This is a genomic window from Clostridium sp. J1101437_171009_A5 (assembly GCF_015547905.1).
Lineage (GTDB): Bacteria > Bacillota > Clostridia > Oscillospirales > Oscillospiraceae > Pseudoflavonifractor_A > Pseudoflavonifractor_A gallinarum.
In genome coordinates this window covers 1-18412 of the sequence record NZ_JADMVY010000015.1, presented here as the reverse complement: position 1 = coordinate 18412, position 18412 = coordinate 1, and the positions used below count along the sequence as shown (strand labels likewise).

Sequence of the window (18412 nt, the reverse complement as noted above, 5' to 3'; positions counted from 1 at the left end):
GATGTTTCAGAGTATGAATCGGATTCTGCGTTGGACAAAGGGGTACCACAGACGGCTGTATCTCGGAAGCCTCTGTTCTTTTCTTGCCACCTGGGCCGCCGCCGGGCCGGTGATGCTGGCGGCCTGGGCCCTTGGGCTGGTCATCGAGAGTGCCCAGGAGGGGACGGCGCTGGACGCCAGGCTCCCCTGGCTGTGCCTGGGCGGGATCATCCTGCTGATCGTTTTGCGCTTCGTGTGTGCTTACTGGAAAAACCGGCTCCAGGAGAGTATCGGAACAGAGCGGGCGGCGCAGCAGAGACTGGAACTTGGTGACCTGCTCAAACGGGTTTCCTTGGGGTATTTCTCCAAGAATAACCTGGGCGACATTCTGGCTGCTCTGACTACGGAACTGAGTACCCTGGAGCTGCAAAGCATGAAGATGGTGGATGCAGTCATCAACGGCTATCTGCAGGTACTGGTCATCGTTTTGTGCATGGCGTTCTTCTGCCTGGAGGCGGCGCTGGTGGCAGTGGTGGGCGTGCTGCTGTCCGCCTTTGCCCTCCGCGGCATCGGGCGGCAGAGTGCCCGCACCGCTCCGGTGGGACATCGGGCCCAAGAGGCATTGTCCGGGGCGGCCATTGAGTACATCCACGGCCTGCCCGTGGTCAAATCCTTTGGCCAGGAGGGGGTGTCCTCCCAGCGGTTTTTTGAGGCGTGCCGGGCCAATAAGGACATCCGTATCAAAAACGAGTTTGGCTTTGTGCCTTGGAACTGCCTGCACCTGTTTTCTCTGAAGGCCGCAGCTGTTGGCCTGGTGCTCACCGCCGGCTGGCAGACTATGAACGGAACCTTGGAGCTGCCGGTGCTCCTGATGGCTGCCATGTTTTCCTTCACGATCTTCGGCAGTGTGGAGTCCATCAACGACGCCGCCCACATCCTTTCTGTCACGGACTCGGTGCTGGACCGTCTGGAAGAACTGGAGGGAACGGAACTGCCGGATCAGGATGGGAAAGACATCTCTTTGGAGCATTACGACATCTGCTTCGACCATGTCTCCTTCGGTTACGGAACACGGGAGGTGATCCACGATGTTTCCTTCCAGCTGCCGCAAAACAGCGCCACCGCCATTGTAGGGCCGTCCGGCAGCGGGAAGAGCACCCTCTGCGCGCTGCTGGCCCGGTTTTATGACGTGGATCAGGGACGCATCACCGTGGGCGGCTATGACATCCGGAAGATGACCTGCGACAGCCTTTTGCGCAACATTGCTATGGTATTTCAGAATGTGTATCTGTTCCACGACACCATCCGCAATAACATCCGTTTTGGCCGTCCGGATGCTGCCGAGGAGGATGTGATCGCCGCAGCTAAAGCGGCCCGTTGCCATGACTTTATCATGGCGCTGCCCCAAGGGTATGACACCATAGTGGGAGAGGGCGGTTCCAACCTTTCCGGCGGAGAAAAGCAGCGGATTTCCATTGCCCGGTGCCTGCTGAAGGATGCCCCCATCATCATTCTCGATGAGGCCACCGCCAACGTGGACCCGGAGAATGAGCATGAGATCCAGGCGGCGCTCTCTGCTCTGGTGCGGGGGAAGACCATCATCACCATCGCTCACCGTCTGGCTACGATCCAAAACGCAGACCGGATTTTAGTGGTGGAGGATGGGCGCATTGCTCAGCATGGTACCCATCAGGAGCTGATGAGCCAGGAGGGAACTTACCGGAACTTTATCGAGATCCGACAGCGGGCCGAGGGCTGGCGGATATAAAAACAGTATGTGGGGAGGCAGATTTGCCTCTCCACATACTATTTTGGGATGATTCTTTGAATTTTTGCATTGGTATCATTTCCGATTTGCCATTTTCCTGTACTCCAACGGGAGCAGGCCGGTGCTTCTTCGAAACAGTTCCGCAAACCGGCTGGATGTAGAATATCCTATCGTTTGAGCAATCTGACCAATTTGCAGATCGGTATGAGCCAGCAGATATTCTGCCTGACTCATGCGGCGCTGCTGTATATACTCTGTGATCGTGCAGCCATAGACCTTCTTGAAGCTGCTTTTGAGTTTTGTCGTACCCATGCAGGCGATTTGTGCCAGACGTTCTATGGGTACTTCACCAGCATAATGATCACTCAAATAGGCCGCGACGGTTTGAATCCGTTCCAAATCCTGAGGAACCAGTTTATGATCAGAAACTGAACGCTTTTTTTGATATTCAACCACCAGAGAGAGCGCCTCGGCTACCTTGCTCTCATAATAGAGTTTAGCTGCAATTCCGGTTCCACGGTAGCTCTGTAGTTCTGATAGAAGCCGGTACATTTCCGGGAAATCTGTTGTTTGGTCGATTTCCCGAAAAGCCTCGATGGGATTCCGATATTCTTCCGGATACTGTTTTTTCAGATAGTCTTCATAATATGCGGGGGTGATCTCGATGCCTATGGATCGAACCGGTATATTTTTGTGGACGATTACTTGATATGGCTTGTATCCGCCCACATAGGTCTTGATACATCCGGCTGACAACCGGCGATACGGAGACAACTCTTCACCGGAGATGGAATCGTAACGGGTAATACTGAGACATTCCGGGAGATCAAATTCCAGCATAAAATCCTTATTGAAAGAGAAGTTGTGTATCTTGATGTCGAACAGATCCCTTTGCCCGTAGGTCCAATAGGAACCTTCGCCAACTTCCGGAGATAGCTTCCAGCAAAGCCCCAGAGGACCATACTGATCATTATCTGGTTCCGGTACAAAACCGTGCTTTTTCAGTAATGGGGCATAGTATTGCTCGATGATACCGGTCATTACAATAGATACGCCTCCCTTGTTTTGCAATGATTAGACGAATTTTTGAAATGATAGGACGAACCTCGCTCCAAACGATTGAAAGCAGGTTGTGCATGGTGTAATTATATATAACGGTTAGCCATCTCTAACCAAAGGATAGCATACCTATCCCATAAAGTCAACGCATTGCAAAATAGGAGGATCAACATGAGCAACCAAATCAATCCCGCAAAAAAGAGTCTCACTATCAAAGATCTTGTGACAACCGGCATTTTCAGCGCAATTTTCTTGGTGTTTACCATGATTGGCGGTATTTTCTTTGCACCAAACCCAGTTTTGACATTCTATATGCCGATGGGTGCAGCATTGCTGTGCGGCCCTGTATATCTTCTGATGATCGCCAAGGTTCAGAAGCGGTGGAGCGTCACCATTCTTGGCATCATTATGGGGATCATCTGGTTCGTTACCGGAATGCACTGGGCTTTTTCTTTAGGCTATATTGGAATGGGAATGATCGCCGATCTGGTAGCTGGTGCGGGACATTACCGCAACAAGGCGGTCAATCTGCTGTCCTATATGCTGATGTCGCTGGGCGGCGTTTACACCTATGTGGTGTTTTTTATTGATCCGCAAGGCTGGGCCAGTACAATGCTGGAAAACGGCACGGAACAGTCCTATATTGACACAATGAGCGCATCTGCGCCTTCCTGGCTGTTGGCTGTCATCATGATCGGAACGCTGGCGATTGCTGCGTTCAGTGGTTGGATTGGTGGGAAGCTGCTGAAAAAGCAGTTTGAAAAGGCTGGGATCACCGCATGATTGGCGGAGCGTTATCCAGGCGTGGACTGTGGCTGGACCCCAGAACGAAGATATTATTGCTCCTGTTGTGTATCCTTTCTGCCATGATGGCTCCATCCTTATTCTATGAACTGGGTCTTGTGGTGCTGATCGGGCTGCTCGGCATTTGCTTTGGAAAGTGGAAGTATGCCTGGAAGGGAGTACTGTTCTATGCGCTGATCGTTCTGCTCACCTTCTGGATTATGGATACCATGACCGGAACTTGGCGCACCATGTTTATCGCTTTTTTAGGGTTGTTCCATAAGGTCTACCCCTGCGGGATGCTGTCCGGCATTGTCATCTCCACTACAAAGGTCAGCGAATTTCTCTCGGCGATGAATCGCATCTATGCACCCCAAAAGCTGGTAATCCCCTTGGCGGTCATGCTGCGTTATATCCCTACCATTCAGGAGGATTGGCGGTTTATCAAGGATGCGATGCGGATGCGGGACGTCTCGCCTTCGCTTAAGGGGCTCCTGACACATCCCGGAATAACGGTGGAGTGTATCTATGTTCCGTTGATGATGGCAGCATCCAAAGCGGCGGATGAACTGTCCATCGCTTCTATCACCCGCGGCATTGAAAACCCAAAGCCTCGAACTTGTCTGGTGCAGATCCATATTGGTTTGATGGACATTGCGGCAGTCTTTTGCTTTGCAGGCGCGTTGGTTGTCGGGCTTTATGGAAAGGGGGTGCTGGGATGATTGAGTTAAAGCATGTGTCATTTACTTATCAAGGACAAAAAGGAGACGGGCTGCATGACATCAACCTGACCGTAGAGGACGGAGAATGTGTTCTGTTCTGTGGTCGGAGCGGCTGCGGAAAGACCACCATCACGAGGCTTGTAAACGGCTTGATCCCACAATTTTACGCAGGAGAGCTGGCGGGCAGCGTACTGGTGGATGGTCAGGAAGTCAGTGATCTTCCCATGCATCAGCTTGCCGCAAAGGTTGGATCGGTGTTTCAAAACCCAAGGACACAGTTTTTCAATGTGGATACAGACAGCGAGATCGCTTTTGGTATTGAAAATCAAGCACTCCCAGCTCACCAGCTGAGAGAACGCGTGGATCGGGCATCGGCAGAACTGCACATTGAAAACCTCCGTAATTGCAATATCTTCGAGTTATCCGGTGGAGAAAAGCAAAAGATAGCATTTGCCTCGGTCTATGCGATGAATCCTCAAATATATCTTTTGGATGAACCGTCCTCCAATTTAGATATGCGTTCCATTCAAGAATTGGGAGAACATCTCAAGCTGATCAAATCGCAGGGAAAAACCATATTGATTGCAGAACATAGGTTGTACTATTTGATGGATCTGGTGGACCGGATTGTGTATTTGGAACATGGGAAAATCACACAGGTCTTTACGCCGGAAGCATTTCGGCAGCTGTCGGAGGATACCCGGGAACAAATGGGCCTTCGAGCGATTGATTTGCATCGTGTTCTCCCACCACGGAATCATTCCCTTGCGCCTGTTTCAGATCCTATCTTGGAACTTAACAATGTAGCCCTTCACTATAAGAAGAGGACCATTTTGCACGACATCAGCCTTACAGCAGCAAAGGGAGAGGTAATTGGCGTCGTTGGCCACAATGGGGCCGGAAAAACGACCTTTTCCCGTGCTTTGTGCGGGCTTCACAAGGCCTGTGATGGTCAATTCTTTTGGAACGGTCTGTCCATGGATCACAAAGATCGCCTGCGGCATTCCTATATGGTCATGCAGGATGTGAACTACGAGCTTTTTGCGGATAGTGTGGAGTCAGAATGTACATTCGGTATCCGCAATCCGAAACAGACGCTCGTTGACGCAACACTGGAAGAGTTGGCCCTGGCCCCATTCAGAGACCGCCACCCCAATACCCTGTCCGGAGGTCAAAAGCAGCGGGTGGCGGTAGCGGTCAGCATGATTTGTGGGAAAGACCTGCTGGTGTTTGACGAGCCGACCAGCGGGCTGGATTTTGATAGCATGACACAGGTTGCGGGTCTGATCCGGCGGCTGTCTGATATGGGAAAAGTCATTTTTATTGTCACTCATGATTTTGAATTTGTCAGTCGTACCTGTTCCCGCATCCTCCACTTTGATGAAGGAGAAATGCCCGACGATGTGCCTGTTACCATGGACGCTCTCCCTACATTGAGAGAATTGTTCTCCATTTCAGAAAGCAGGCCGGGACGGATAGAACACCGGAAAAGCCGAATCTGTTCTGCCGATTGCTGACGATTGAAAAAGCCGCATGGTGGAATGTTCCCCATGCGGCCTCTTGGGTTCTATTAGTGAAGTTCCCTGGCGAGGTATTCCTCCAATACCTTGGAATACTGCTCTCCCAGAACGGCGGGATATTGGCAGTGAACATAGCCTTCCCGAATTGTAAAGGAAGCAGACGGATAGTGCTTTGAGACAACCCTGCGCGCGGTCTTGGCGCTGATGTCCTCACTGCCATACTCAAAAAACAGGTGAGCTTCCAACTCCTTTGGATAGTTGGGAAAGGTGCAGTCCGAACAGGCGGCAGCGATGGCTTGCAAAGTTTCCGGACGAATTTGTTCAAAGGTGTGCCCCATGATAAGGCCGAGCGTCTCCCCATAGATTTTTGTCATCCGCTGTGCAGACAAACCGGGATGTTGCTGTGCTTTCCGATGTTTTGACAGAAACATACGGGTCGCCATCATCCGTAGAAAAGCAGCATTGGAATGGAGGGGGCATCCCTCTAAGACTGCGGTGTGAACTTTGAATGTGGGCATGGCAATCAACTGCATCGCCACCACGGCACCGATGGATGCACCAAACACTAACTTCAGATCAATCCATCCCTGCGTTGTCAGCCAGCCGGCCAGCGTTGCTGCCTCTTGTTGGGCGCTTTGAAAGATCCCAGTATCTGTTCCATGGCCTGTCAGATCCGGCGCGATCACACAATGACTGTTCCGCAGTTCGCCCAGCAGAGGCAGCATACTTTTCCCGTCCAGAAGCATGGGGTGCAGAACAACGATTTTGGGATTAGATGGATCTCCAAAATACTGTATTTTCATAAAGAATCTTTCCTTTCCATATCGTTTACCTCCGTGAAGGAACTCCAGCATGCTCTGCGGTATTCCGCAGGGGAGCGTCCGGTGTTTCGCCGGAAGATCTCCGCGAAACGGCTGGGATTCTGATACCCAACAATGGCCGCCACCTGGCTCACCGGCAGGTCGGTTTCCCGCAGCAGCCGCCCAGCCTGCTCCGTGCGCTGCCCCTGAATGTACTGGGTAATCGTGCAGCCATACCGGACATGGAAGGCATCCTTCAGCTTGGAAATACTCATGCAGCCAATACGGCTGAGACGTTCCAGCGGCAGTTCATCCGCACAGTGGGCCGTGATGAAGGCTGCCACATCGGCCAGCCGTACCATATCCTCCGCACTGACAGAACGGCGGTTCTTGCGCTTCAGGTGCCGCTCTGCCACCAGCGCCACCGCCTCCGCCACCTTCCCATCATAAAACAAACGGGCGGGAAGCCCCTCCCCCCGGTAGTCGCGCACCTGTTTCAAGAGCTGCACCATTTCCGGGAAGTGTTCTGTCTGATCCAGCGTTTGAAAAGACTCCAGCAGGCTTTGATACTCCTGGGGAAACTGGCGGCGCAGATAATCCCGGTAGTAAGCCGGGGTGATTTCCACGCCAATGGAAACGATGGGGATCTGCCTGTGGATGAGCGCCCGGTATGGTTCCCGACCTCCGATAAAACTTTTGACACAGCCTGGAACAAGACGGCGGCAGGGGGAGAACTCCTCCCCGGAAATGGATTCATACCAGGTGACACTGAGACTCTCCGGCCAATGGAACTCCAGCAGCTGATCCTCATGGAAAAAGAAATCATGGATCTTGATGGTATAGAGATTCTGCTGCCCGTAGGTCCAGAAAAAACCGCCGCCCTGCTGGGAGGTGTGCCGCCAGCACAGCCCCATGGAGCCGTAACGCCGGTTCTCCGGATCTGGAAGAAACCCGTGTTCCTCCATCGCCTGGCCATATTGTTGCTCTAAGTCTTTATTTGCCGCCATAATCTGTCACCACCTCGATCAGCCACATCTCCACCCCAATCAGCCGGAACCGCGCCCAAAGCCTTGCGATACCGCTGTTTTGCCGGTAGGATGGATGTTGGTTAGTATCTGCTAACTAAAATATCACTTCCCGGCGCTCTCGTCAAGCCGGGGGAAGGAGGAACAGACGATGAAAGAAAAACGGCCATCACCGGTGATGCGGCTGCTGCAGTGGGCCGGGCCGGAACGGAAATGGCTGATCCTGTCCGTTTTGTGTGCCTTTGGCAGCGGTATTCTGGTCATCACATCGTATATCGGCATTTACCGGCTGATGGATGCGGTGCTCTCCGGTGCCTGTACCAAAGCAGTGATCGCCGACTGCGCTTTGCTGGTCACGGCGGGCACCGTGGGAAGGCTGGTGCTGCTGGGTACTTCGGGCGTGCTGTCTCACAAGGGAGCCTATGGGGCGCTGTTTCGAGTGCGGTGCATGGTAACGGAGCATCTTGCCAAAGTGTCTCTTGGAGCCTTGGACGAACGGAGCACAGGCGCGGTCAAGACCGTTCTCAATGAGGACATCGAGAAGTTGGAACTGTTTCTGGCCCACAACCTGCCGGAATTTGTGGCCTATCTCACAGGACCGGTTGTGATTTTCCTGTATCTGCTCTCCGTCAATGCCCCTCTGGCCCTGGTCTCTCTGATCCCGCTGCCCCTGGCCGGCATTGTGATGGCGGTCATCTTCCAAAGAATGAAGGGGGTCTTGTCCGATGTCAACCGCTCCCTGGTAGGCTTTAATTCCGTGATGATTGAGTACATCTCCGGTATGCGGCTGATCAAAGCGTATAACATGGGCAGCCGCTCCTTCCAGAAATTTTCCCATGCCATTGAGGAGGAGAACCGGATCTGGAACCTGGTCACACACAAGACGGCTCCGCCCTATGCCGCCTTTCTGCTGCTGGTGGAGTGCGGGATGGTGCTGATGGTTCCAGTAGGCGGCCTGCTTTTCCTCCGGGGAAGCGTTACCGGCAGCGTATTTCTGCTCTTTGCCTATGTGGGCGGGATGTATCTCACCGAGATCCTGCCCCTGCAAAAACTGGCCACCACCTTTGCTCAGGCGCTTTCCGGCGTGAAAAAGGTGGAGGAGATCCTGGAACTGCCCACCTTTTCCGGTGGCGCGGCCTTTCCGGAGACCTGCGGCATTACCCTGGATCATGTCTCCTTTTCCTACGATGGAAAGACCGATGTGCTCAGGGATTGCTCCCTCACTGTGGCGCAGGGGGAAAAGGTTGCGCTGGTGGGGGTGTCCGGTGCAGGCAAAAGCACCGTGATCCAGCTGATGGTCCGCTTTTACGATGCGACCCAGGGAACGGTCCGCATCGGCGGCAGAGATGTGCGGGAGCTGGACTACGAGGACCTGCTGGACCATATCTCCCTGGTGTTCCAGAAGACCTTTCTGACCCGGGGAAGCGTGCTGGAAAACATTCGCATGAACTCGGGAGCAACACTGGAGCAGGTGCGCGAGGCTGCCAGACTGGCGCAGATCGATGATTTCATCCAATCGCTGCCCCAGGGCTATGAAACCAAGGTGGGTACTTTCGGCTCCCGTTTCTCCGGTGGGGAGCGGCAGCGCATTGCCATTGCCCGAGCAATTTTGAAAAACGCTCCCATTCTGATCCTGGATGAAGCCACCTCAGCGGCTGATCCGGAAAACCAGGTGGAGATCGACCGGGCCATTGAAAACCTGTGCCGGGGCAAGACAGTCGTGATCGTGGCCCACCGGCTGGGCGCCATCAAGTTGTGCGACAAGGTGGCAGTGGTGGAGAACAACACCATTACCTGCTGTGGTACCCATGAAGAGGTGCTGGAGAAAAATGAATACTATCGCAGGGCTTGGGCGGATTATCGGGCTGCCCGTGCCATTGCCTATTCCGTGGAAGGGGGTGTGCAGCATGCGTGAGGCAAATGTGTTCCGTAAAAATCGGGCCTTCTATTCCGGTGTGATCCTCACGGTAGTGGAAGGGCTGCTGTCCGGGTGCAGCTACTTGTCCATTTATATGGTTCTGTCCGGGCTGTCTGAGGGCAGCCTGAGCGCACAGCGGCTCGGGCTGCTGACTGCGTTTCTTGCGGGCATCTTCCTGATTCGACTGGTCATTTACGCCGCCGGTTACACGCAGGTTCAGCTGGGCGGAGCTGCTGTTTCCAAAGGACTGCGGCTTCGGCTGGGTGACAAACTCAAACAGATCCCTCTTTCCCGCTTCACCCAGGGACAGGTGGGAGAGTATGTGAATACCATGACCAGCGATGTGGGCAGCTACGAGAAGATCCTGACCCACTCCAGCGGCAACATCACCAAAAACGCGGTGCTGGCCGCCATGCTGGTAGGCTTTGTATGCAAAGTGTATTTGCCGGCGGGGTTGATTCTTTTCTTGGTCGTAGCGGGATTGATCCCAAATCTGTGGCTCTCCTTCCGCGTTGTGGCCAAATACGGCGCGGCCAAGCATGAGGTCAGCGCCGAGACGGTCAGCAGCATCGTGGAGTACATCGACGGCATCCAGACCTTCCGTGCCTATCATATGGGTGGCGTCCAGAATCAGGCCACGACCGAGGCGATGCGGAGGTTCAGCCGGGTGTGTTATCTGTACGAGGCAAAGGGCATCCCTATTGGCTTCGGGTATAACATTCTCAGCTGGTGCAGTGTGCCGGCCATCATGGCGCTGGCAGCCGGTCCCTGGGCAGCCGGTACGCTGAGCAATGTGGATTATCTCATGGTCTCCATGCTGCCCATTCTGCTGACCAAGCTTACCACTGCCATTTCCATCGATCTCTTTGAATGGAAGCACCTGATGGTCTCCAAGAACAATATCCTCCAGGTGATGGCGGAACCGGAGGAGAGAGGTTCCATGGCGCCCTTCCATCCTGCTGAGCAGAACATCACCTTCCGCTCGGTCTCCTTCTCCTATGTGCCGGGTGAGCCGGTGCTGAAGGAACTGTCCTTTACGGCGCCGGCAGGAAAGCTCACCGCCATTGTAGGAGACTCCGGTTCCGGAAAATCCACCATTCTCAATCTGATCGCCAAATACTACCAGCCGCAGAGCGGCGAGATCTCCATCGGCGGGCAGTCCATTGAGACCGTGGCGGCAGAACGGGTGCTGGAGCAGATCTCCATGGTGGATCAGCAGGTGTTCCTCTTTGACGATACCGTTCGGGAGAATATCCGCCATGCCCGCCCCTCGGCCACAGACCGTGAGGTGGAGGCCGCCTGCCGTGCGGCTGGATGTGACGGCTTTATACAGAAGCTGGAGCATGGCTATGACACCCCTATTGGGGAAAACGGAGCCTTTCTCTCCGGCGGGGAGCGTCAGCGTCTGTCCATCGCCCGGGCTATTTTGAAAAACAGCCCCATCCTGCTGCTGGATGAGGCAACTGCCTCACTGGACATTGAAAACGAGCTGGCGGTCAAGCGGGCGATCCTGGGGCTTTTGTCAGAGCGGAAGACAGTAATCATGATTGCACATACCCTGTCTATCGTCCGAAATGCGGATCAGATTCTGGTGGTAGCAGACGGGAACATTGCAGAGTCCGGCACTCATGAGGAGCTCCTGGCCAGAGGCGGAAAATATGCCGCTATGTGGGCAACTGAGCAAAGACTGTCCAATTAAGTGGAGATGCTTCCCCGGCACTGCCAACGATTCTTTCTCCTTCTATCCCAATAAAGAAATCAACCGGAGTGCAAATTGCTACCCAGTTGATTTCCTTGCCAGAATGTTCATGGCTGCAGACAGAGAAGCGGCCGCTGACAGAATATCCTGTCAACGGCCGCTTTTTGTCATAATTCAGAATTCCGGAATCACGCCATTATAGCGATCCGCCTTTTCCAGAAGCGGCCCTCTGGCGCCCATGGTAAAGGCAATGTCGCTGCTGCGGATGGATAAGAGCCGCATCCCTGGGGTAATGCGAAGAAAATCCATCATTGGCTTCGTCAGACGGATCAGCCCGTCTGCTGTCACAGAGAGCCAGCAGTAGGAGCGGCCCTTATAAGGAAGAAATGCACCTTCTTCGGCGGTATAGTCCCGCAGCTCGGGCAGAGCGGCCAGAATATGGCCCAGCTTGGATGGCAGGAGCAGCCCTTTTCTGGTCACGCAGAATCCACCGGTCACCTTGCTTCCGGTAAAGAGATAGACCTTGCCTTCGGCGGTGATCTGGTATTCCGCCATAGCCTGGATGGGAAACTGAACTTTGCCGGATTCTTGAATGTTGGATTTCCCAAAAACAAACTTTCCGCCTTTGTTCATCTGCGGCATTGGAATCGCTCCTTTCTTATTGTGCGCCTCTGACACAGAGCAGCGCCAGGGGAAGATACATAAACAGCAGGGTCAGCCGCTGCCACAGCCCCTCCCATGCGATCACGGTGTGGGCAAACCGGGGCTTGTCCGCCATGACGAACAGCACGAAGAATACCAACGCCAGGAGAAAGCACGCCAGCGCACACAGGGCAAGGCCGGTCTGCCTGCCCTTGAAATAAAACAGTGCAACGACCAGCGGAGCGAAGGTCAGCGCCAGAAAACCAAACACCGACCCGAAACCGTGAATCTTTGCGGACAAGGTCTCCATCGCCTTGGTTTCTGACACAGGAAACAATCCTGACAAAATGCAGTCGCCCAGAGCGTAGATGATCAAGATTGCCGCCAGAGCCAGACTGAGACCGCCGGACCGACTCCGAAGGAGAGGACACAGCTGGGTGGAGGCCAGCAGGATGGCTGTCCCCAGGAGGAGCAGCCATAGAGTATAGACTGTGTGGAAGGGGGCGCTTCGGTTTCCCAGTACACTCATGACCTGCCGGGTGTGGCGGTAGCCCGGACAGGTGGTCGCCAGCAGAAAAGGAATGACCAGGTCCAGCAGCAAAAACAGGGGCAGAAGGGAGTAAAAGGTATGTTTCATAGGTAGTTTTCCCAATTCCTCATTGCGCCTTGATGAAATGGAAGTCACAGCAGTCCGCTCCGCTGCCCAGCGTTCCGTTGCGCAGGAAGTTTATTTTGGGAGCCAGTCCGGAGAAGGAGATGTCATCACTTTCGCAGAATACACAGCACAGCTCCGGGCACCCGAATTGTTTCGTAACATCCCAGTAGAGGCAGCGGTGCAAATTGAAATGGATCTCTTGGCAGTCACAGCGCACCCACTCTGTTTGCCATCCCTCTGGAGGAAAGTGGTTTTTCATGTGTCGTTTGACGCCCATCCGGAAAATGAGATAAGCAAAAGGAAGCGAACCTAATTTTTGCATTTCGGCTTTTTTATCTATGGCAGCTTTGTGTGCTGTTTCTCGTACCAACAACAATGCCTGATCTTCTTGAATACCATGTTTCAAAAGCGCTTTGTAATATGACATCAAAGGAAACAGCCTGCTCTGAAGATGCTCCTCGATCACATGATTGCCCCGGTCATTCCCGTGCTGGCACAAATCCTGGTAAAGTTCCTCCGCCTGTTGAAGTAAGGTACAGCCTGTTTCCTGACCAAAGGCACGGATGCAATCGTCTTCCAAAAAGAAAAGAGCTGTGTTACTGGTCTGCATCCATCTGTCCCTCCGAGATTTTTTTGAATACATCATAAGCGTGCTTCTCCAGCACATCTGCCTTTGTGACGGCAATGCCCCATTTCTCGTCGCCCAACACAATCAAAGTGTCTCCGGCTTTAATATCAAAGACCTGTCGAGCCTCCTTGGGGATAATGATCTGCCCACGCTCCCCAACCTTCACCGTTCCGAAAATATAGTGTCCCTTTGTGGTTTCCATGCGTATACCTCCCATGATACATACAAATATGAAATACATACTTGTATGTATTTTAGCGTTATCAAGGAAAAATGTCAAGGGGCGGAAGTGTGCGGTGACTGGATTTTGGGAACAGGAACTCAAGCCTTCCGTTTTCAAAATAAGAGATACCCGCAGTTCCTTATGTTTTAGAACTGTGGGTATCTCAGAAAGGGCAAAGTATATGGATGTTAATTGTCATCAGCAATCGAAAGGTGTGCCCTGCGGCGATACTCCAGCGGCGGGCAGCTGAAGTGCCGAACAAAAACTGCGGCAAATTTGCTCTGATTTTCGTAGCCTACCTGTGCTGCGATCTCCGCCACTCGTAATTCACTGCTCTGCAGCAATTCTGCTGCCCGGTGCATCCTCGCCTCCCGCAAAAATGTGGAGAGGTTTTCTCCAAACACACCGCGGAAGTAATTCTTGAGACTGGTTTCGGCCACCTGGAACCGATCCGCCAACTCCCGCGCCGTGTGGTTCTGGCTCAGGTCTGCGCACAGGATGTTCCGTGTCTCTCTGGCGATGGACACTTGGGAGCTGGTAAAATAGCGGACTGTGGGACTGGTTTCAAGAGGCTGGCGTTCTACCTTCCAAAGCAGCTGGGCGGAGAGAAGTTTCAGCAGTCCCACTTCCTCCGAATCTCGAAGCTGCCACAGGTCATCCAGCAATGTCTGTACACAGGCAGGCGTGGGTCCCAAATAGAGTCGGCGGGAGGTATGCAGGTGCTCCATGATCCCCTCTGGGCTTACTTCCCCCTCCTGAAACAGTGGATAAGGACGATGGGCCAACATATCCAGATCCAAAAACAACTCGACACCCTCATAGAGACCGCTGGGGTAGCGATACTCCTCCTGAGCCTGCTGGGTTCCTACGGCCATGTGTCCTTGAGAGAGGAAGGCAAACTGTCCATCCTCCAGGCCACTTCACAGCGCCCCTTCCGGCAGAAGTTCAGCAGCAGAATGTTGGCCGCTTCATTCTGTGCCAAGGGCCAGACCTGAGTATAGATCCGGTTGAAGGAAAGAATTGCGCCTTCCCACAAAGAAAACAGTCGCAGGCTTCCGTTCTCTGAACCATAGAGGGTCATCACCGTAGCCTTGCCGTTGGCTCGAACCTTCACATTGCTTGGGAAACGGCTGGCATCAAAAAGTTGCGACATATTGGACATGGGCAGTGCCTCCGTTGTTGATTTGGTTTGATTGTAACTGACTGGAGAGGAGTCGTCAATGATTGCTCAAAAATTGCAAGCTATTTGGAGCTAAAATGCCTGTATGGAGTTGCCGGCAGGCAGTCAGCTATGCTATTCTGTTTTTTAGTTAGCCAAGGCTAACGATTATAGACAGGAGGGATTTCAATATGTCTCAATCATTGGAACAGGGAAAACGCAAACTGACTGCCAAAGATGCCATCACCGCCGGCGCACTGGGGGCGGTGTGCATTGCCATTCGCTTCCTTTTTATGCTGGTGGGCGGTGTCAGCCCCTATGTATGGTTTGCTACCCACTTTATTGATGCCATTCTGATCGGGCCAGTGTTCATGCTGATGGTAGCCAAGGTGCAGAAAAACGGCCCCTTCCTGCTCACCAGCCTGATTACCGGCGTGGTGCTGGTGGCCGCTACCTGGATGTTCCCCATCACGGGACTGGTGGGAGGAATTCTGTGTGAGCTGTGCCTGCGGGCTGGACAGTTTCGGCAGAAAGGCTGGCTGATGCTGGGCTTCTTCTGCTTCAATCTGGGCTTTATCGGGGACTTTCTGCCCCTCTGGTTTACCAAAGAAAGCTATTTGGAGTATGCCGCCCAGATGATGGACGCTGGCTATATGGCCACCATGGAGGGCCTGCTGACCTGGCCGGTGTTCGGGGTCATTGTACTGAGCATTCTGGTAGGCTCTGTTCTGGGCTCCTTGCTGGGTATGAAGCTCATGCGTAAGCATTTTGTCAAGGCCGGGCTGGCCCAATGAGGAAGAATATTCGCCCTTCTTTTCTTGATCCTCGAACCAAGATTCTGATCGGGCTGTTGGCCAATGTGGTGGTGTTCACTTGGAGCCCTGCGGTTTTCCAGCTCAGTGTTATGATAGCCTATTTGATTCTCTTTCTGGTAGAGCGGAAAGGAACCATGCTGGCAGGGCTGCTGGCGACATATCTGGCTATCCTGGCGATACAGTACTGGCTGTTGCCGTTGCTGCCCGGTTCTTTGGCTACGGTCTTTGCTACGGTAACCTACTTCATTCTGGTGTTCCCCTGCATTGCCGGCGGCGCCTATCTGATTGCCACCACCAGCGTCAGCCAGTTCATGGCTGCTTTGGAGGGGATGGGCGCTCCCCGGAGTTTTTCTATTACCCTTGCGGTGACGCTGCGCTTTCTGCCTTCACTTCGGCAAGATTTGCGTCATATCCGGGATGCCATGGCCCTTCGGAATATCCGTGGTTTTGAGGAGAAACTGGAGTGCATTTATGTACCAATGCTTATGGGGGCAGCCCAGACAGCAGAAGAACTCAGCGAGTCCGCCACCGCTCGGGGCATCGAGTCCCCAGGGAAGATGTCCTCCTGGCGGCCTATCGGATTTCACATTCAGGATGTGGTGGTCACACTGCTGTTTCTGGCTCTCTGTGTGGGCGGGATCTGCTGCAAGGGGGTGCTGCCATGATTATCTTTGACCATGTGACCTATGCTTATGAGGGCAAGGAGACGCCAAGCCTTCGGGACTGCACCTTTTCTGTGAAACCGGGGGAACTTATCCTGCTCACCGGTGAGAGCGGCTGCGGCAAGACCACGATCATCAAGCTCGTCAATGGTCTGCTCCAGCATACTGGAGGTGGGACGCTGGCGGGAACTGTTATGGTCGGTGGCCAGGATGTGGCACAGACCCCGCTGTGGGAATTGGCGCGGACGGTGGGCTCGGTGTTTCAGAACCCCAAGTCCCAGTTCTTCAATCTGGACACCACCAGCGAGGTACTTTTTGGGCTGGAGAGTCGTGGAGCGTCCCACGATGAAATGGCACAGGCTCTGGAATCCGCCGTCCAAGCCTGCGGAGTGGGGCCACTGCTGGAGCGGAGCATTTTTGCGCTGTCCGGTGGAGAGAAACAGCGCATTGCCTGCGCCAGCGCCTGGGCCATGGGGCCGGAGCTGTTTGTACTGGACGAGCCTTCCTCCAATCTGGATGGGGAGGGTATCCGCCAGCTCCGGGAGATCCTGAAACAGCTGAAAAAGGCCGGGAAGACCGTGCTGATGGCAGAGCACCGCCTTTGGTACGCTGCGGATCTTGCTGATCGGGTGCTCTATCTGCGGGGTGGGCAGCTGCAACGGGAATATTCCGGGCAGAATTTCCTCACTCTGACCGAGAAGGAACGCCGCTCCATGGGACTGCGGAGCATTGCGGAGGTACCGGTGTCCTCGCCTGAGCCAAGCCCAACGACGGGAGCAGACGGTTTGATGGTTCGGGAGTTGCGGGCGACCTATAACGGTGCGGCTGTATGGGAGGGCGTATCCTTCCGTGCGCCCAGGGGACAAATTACCGCCATTACCGGCCAAAACGGGGCAGGCAAGACCACCCTGGCCCGGTGTCTGTGCGGTTTGATGAAGGAACAAAGCGGTACAATTTTTTGGGATGGAAAGCCTCTGCGCCGAACGGAAAGAAGGCGGAAGGCGTTCCTAATCATGCAGGATGTGAACCTCCAGCTTTTTGGAGACAGCGTGCTGGCAGAGATCCGGCTGGGAAATACGGCCACAGAGCAGGAGGCTTTGACAACCTTGGGCCGAATGGATCTGGCTCAGTATGCGGATACTCACCCCATGGCTCTATCCGGCGGGCAGAAGCAGAGGCTGACCGTTGCAGATGGCTATCTCAGCGGAAAGGAGCTGCTGATCTTTGATGAGCCTACCAGCGGACTTGACTATGGCCACATGCTGGAGGTGAGCCGACGCCTCCGGGAGTTAGCGGAGCAGGGGCTATGTGTGGTGGTTATCACCCATGACGGAGAATTCCTGCGGGAGAGTGGGGCTTGGACGGCGGATTGGCTGCCAAATGACAAGCAGCCATGAAGTGTCCAGGAAATAGCCGCCTACATAACGGAAGGGGGACTGTCTATGCCTTTGCGCAAATCGGGTGAAGATTATCTGGAGGCCATCCTTGTCCTCAAAAAGAAAAAGGGCATGGTGAGGTCTGCGGATGTGGCCCGACACTTGAAGGTGTCCAAACCCAGTGTGTGCCATGCGGTGGCTACACTAAAAAAGGGCGGCTTCCTACTCATGGATGGAGATCACTTCCTGCACCTGACTGATCTCGGCCGTGAGGTTGCCGAGGATACCTACGAAAAGCATCTCTTTTTTACAGAGATACTTGTGGCAGCTGGTGTCGATCCTGTTACTGCCGAACGGGATGCCTGCCGGATTGAGCATGTAGTCAGCAAGGAAACCTTTGAGCGACTGAAAGCAACTCGTAAACTGAGTGGAAAAGCGGTGATATCATCGGACGAGTCATAATTTTGGATCTGCACGAAAGAGATACGGAAGTTTTGGAGCAGATTCTGTCTATCCTCAAAAACCACCCTGAGATAGAAAAAATCGAGGTCGACGAGGAGCCGATGGTATCGCTCCCTGGTCTTGAGATCTTTCCAAGCAGACGAAAGGTTTTTCGGGATCGACAGGAGATTCAGCTTACCGCAAAAGAATATCGGATTCTCCTGCTGCTGGCCGCCAACAAAGGCCGTGTGCTGACCTACGCACAGATTTACGAACAGGTCTGGGGCGATTTCACTACAGGAAACGAAAACAATACGATAGGATTTCATATCTGCAACCTGCGCGAGAAGCTGTATCGGGCTAATCCAGATGCCCCGTTCTACATTCGCTCCGTGCGGGAAGTCGGATACTGTCTGGATGTCGATGAACCGTAATTCCACCACTATTTTCTTTCGCATGGATGTCTAAACTGGTTCCAATGTCAAGGACAATTTTTTGACAGTAACAGATACAAAATAACCACCGTTACTGGTGAAAA

20 protein-coding genes are annotated in these 18412 nt (G+C 53.7%); 11 read left to right on the top strand and 9 right to left on the bottom strand.

The genetic code is table 11. From position 1 onward, the window contains the following. The first annotated feature begins 1 nt into the window (after position 1). The gene (locus I2C21_RS15640; protein WP_195279705.1) at positions 2 to 1747 is read left to right on the top strand and encodes an ABC transporter ATP-binding protein; all 1746 of its coding nucleotides are present in this window, start codon (positions 2 to 4) and stop codon (positions 1745 to 1747) included. Between the two features lie 75 nt (positions 1748 to 1822). On the opposite strand, the gene I2C21_RS15635 is transcribed toward I2C21_RS15640, so the two are convergent. After that, positions 1823 to 2788: an AraC family transcriptional regulator gene (locus tag I2C21_RS15635; protein WP_087414907.1), complete on the bottom strand. Its 966-nt coding sequence runs from the start codon at positions 2786 to 2788 to the stop codon at positions 1823 to 1825. Positions 2789 to 2977: 189 nt separating this feature from the next. Between I2C21_RS15635 and I2C21_RS15630 the strand changes: the two genes are divergently transcribed. From I2C21_RS15630 to I2C21_RS15620, 3 genes are read left to right on the top strand one after another with little or no spacing between them, the layout of a single operon-like run. Then, entirely contained in the window at positions 2978 to 3589 is a 612-nt protein-coding gene (locus tag I2C21_RS15630; RefSeq protein ID WP_087414906.1) for an MptD family putative ECF transporter S component, read from the top strand. Next, entirely contained in the window at positions 3586 to 4311 is a 726-nt protein-coding gene (locus tag I2C21_RS15625) for an energy-coupling factor transporter transmembrane component T (RefSeq protein ID WP_195279704.1), read from the top strand. Before I2C21_RS15630 ends, I2C21_RS15625 begins: the two co-directional genes overlap by 4 nt. After that, on the top strand, positions 4308 to 5828 hold the full coding sequence (locus I2C21_RS15620) for an ABC transporter ATP-binding protein (RefSeq protein ID WP_195279703.1): 1521 nt from the start codon (positions 4308 to 4310) through the stop codon (positions 5826 to 5828). The genes I2C21_RS15625 and I2C21_RS15620 overlap by 4 nt, the downstream gene beginning before the upstream one ends. Before the next feature lie 53 nt (positions 5829 to 5881). Here I2C21_RS15620 and I2C21_RS15615 read toward each other — a convergent pair whose 3' ends face one another. Beyond that, positions 5882 to 6634, bottom strand: a complete 753-nt coding sequence (locus tag I2C21_RS15615) for an alpha/beta fold hydrolase (protein ID WP_087294367.1) — start codon at positions 6632 to 6634, stop codon at positions 5882 to 5884. Beyond that, positions 6631 to 7638: an AraC family transcriptional regulator gene (locus I2C21_RS15610; RefSeq protein ID WP_195279702.1), complete on the bottom strand. Its 1008-nt coding sequence runs from the start codon at positions 7636 to 7638 to the stop codon at positions 6631 to 6633. The genes I2C21_RS15615 and I2C21_RS15610 overlap by 4 nt, the downstream gene beginning before the upstream one ends. A gap of 169 nt (positions 7639 to 7807) precedes the next feature. On the opposite strand from I2C21_RS15610, the gene I2C21_RS15605 reads away from it, so the two are divergent. Then, positions 7808 to 9571 carry an ABC transporter ATP-binding protein gene (locus I2C21_RS15605; protein WP_195279701.1) on the top strand — a complete coding sequence of 588 codons (1764 nt, stop codon included), beginning with the start codon at positions 7808 to 7810 and terminating at the stop codon, positions 9569 to 9571. Beyond that, on the top strand, positions 9564 to 11273 hold the full coding sequence (locus tag I2C21_RS15600) for an ABC transporter ATP-binding protein (RefSeq protein WP_195279700.1): 1710 nt from the start codon (positions 9564 to 9566) through the stop codon (positions 11271 to 11273). The genes I2C21_RS15605 and I2C21_RS15600 overlap by 8 nt, the downstream gene beginning before the upstream one ends. 174 nt (positions 11274 to 11447) lie before the next feature. On the opposite strand, the gene I2C21_RS15595 is transcribed toward I2C21_RS15600, so the two are convergent. The 6 genes from I2C21_RS15595 to I2C21_RS17690 form a co-directional block, all read right to left on the bottom strand. Continuing rightward, positions 11448 to 11915, bottom strand: coding sequence for a hypothetical protein (locus I2C21_RS15595; RefSeq protein WP_058964288.1), 468 nt, complete (start codon positions 11913 to 11915; stop codon positions 11448 to 11450). A 16-nt stretch (positions 11916 to 11931) separates the two neighbouring features. Beyond that, positions 11932 to 12552, bottom strand: a complete 621-nt coding sequence (locus I2C21_RS15590) for a DUF998 domain-containing protein (protein WP_195279699.1) — start codon at positions 12550 to 12552, stop codon at positions 11932 to 11934. A 19-nt stretch (positions 12553 to 12571) separates the two neighbouring features. After that, positions 12572 to 13180 carry an L-2-amino-thiazoline-4-carboxylic acid hydrolase gene (locus I2C21_RS15585; RefSeq protein ID WP_087294359.1) on the bottom strand — a complete coding sequence of 203 codons (609 nt, stop codon included), beginning with the start codon at positions 13178 to 13180 and terminating at the stop codon, positions 12572 to 12574. Further along, positions 13167 to 13400, bottom strand: coding sequence for an AbrB/MazE/SpoVT family DNA-binding domain-containing protein (locus tag I2C21_RS15580; RefSeq protein ID WP_087414899.1), 234 nt, complete (start codon positions 13398 to 13400; stop codon positions 13167 to 13169). The genes I2C21_RS15585 and I2C21_RS15580 overlap by 14 nt, the downstream gene beginning before the upstream one ends. 209 nt (positions 13401 to 13609) lie before the next feature. Then, positions 13610 to 14296: an AraC family transcriptional regulator gene (locus I2C21_RS15575; protein WP_286167326.1), complete on the bottom strand. Its 687-nt coding sequence runs from the start codon at positions 14294 to 14296 to the stop codon at positions 13610 to 13612. Next, positions 14287 to 14583 carry a hypothetical protein gene (locus I2C21_RS17690; protein WP_286167325.1) on the bottom strand — a complete coding sequence of 99 codons (297 nt, stop codon included), beginning with the start codon at positions 14581 to 14583 and terminating at the stop codon, positions 14287 to 14289. Before I2C21_RS17690 ends, I2C21_RS15575 begins: the two co-directional genes overlap by 10 nt. A gap of 188 nt (positions 14584 to 14771) precedes the next feature. On the opposite strand from I2C21_RS17690, the gene I2C21_RS15570 reads away from it, so the two are divergent. Genes I2C21_RS15570 through I2C21_RS15550 form a run of 5 tightly spaced genes read left to right on the top strand, consistent with a single transcriptional unit; the run spans position 14772 to position 18308 of the window. Next, entirely contained in the window at positions 14772 to 15374 is a 603-nt protein-coding gene (locus I2C21_RS15570) for an MptD family putative ECF transporter S component (protein ID WP_144232783.1), read from the top strand. Then, entirely contained in the window at positions 15371 to 16060 is a 690-nt protein-coding gene (locus I2C21_RS15565; protein WP_195279698.1) for an energy-coupling factor transporter transmembrane component T, read from the top strand. The genes I2C21_RS15570 and I2C21_RS15565 overlap by 4 nt, the downstream gene beginning before the upstream one ends. Continuing rightward, entirely contained in the window at positions 16057 to 17454 is a 1398-nt protein-coding gene (locus I2C21_RS15560) for an ABC transporter ATP-binding protein (protein WP_195279697.1), read from the top strand. Before I2C21_RS15565 ends, I2C21_RS15560 begins: the two co-directional genes overlap by 4 nt. Positions 17455 to 17499: 45 nt before the next feature. After that, positions 17500 to 17895, top strand: a complete 396-nt coding sequence (locus I2C21_RS15555) for a metal-dependent transcriptional regulator (RefSeq protein ID WP_195279696.1) — start codon at positions 17500 to 17502, stop codon at positions 17893 to 17895. Between the two features lie 2 nt (positions 17896 to 17897). Next, positions 17898 to 18308, top strand: a complete 411-nt coding sequence (locus I2C21_RS15550) for a winged helix-turn-helix domain-containing protein (protein WP_207730644.1) — start codon at positions 17898 to 17900, stop codon at positions 18306 to 18308. Positions 18309 to 18412 lie beyond the last annotated feature (104 nt).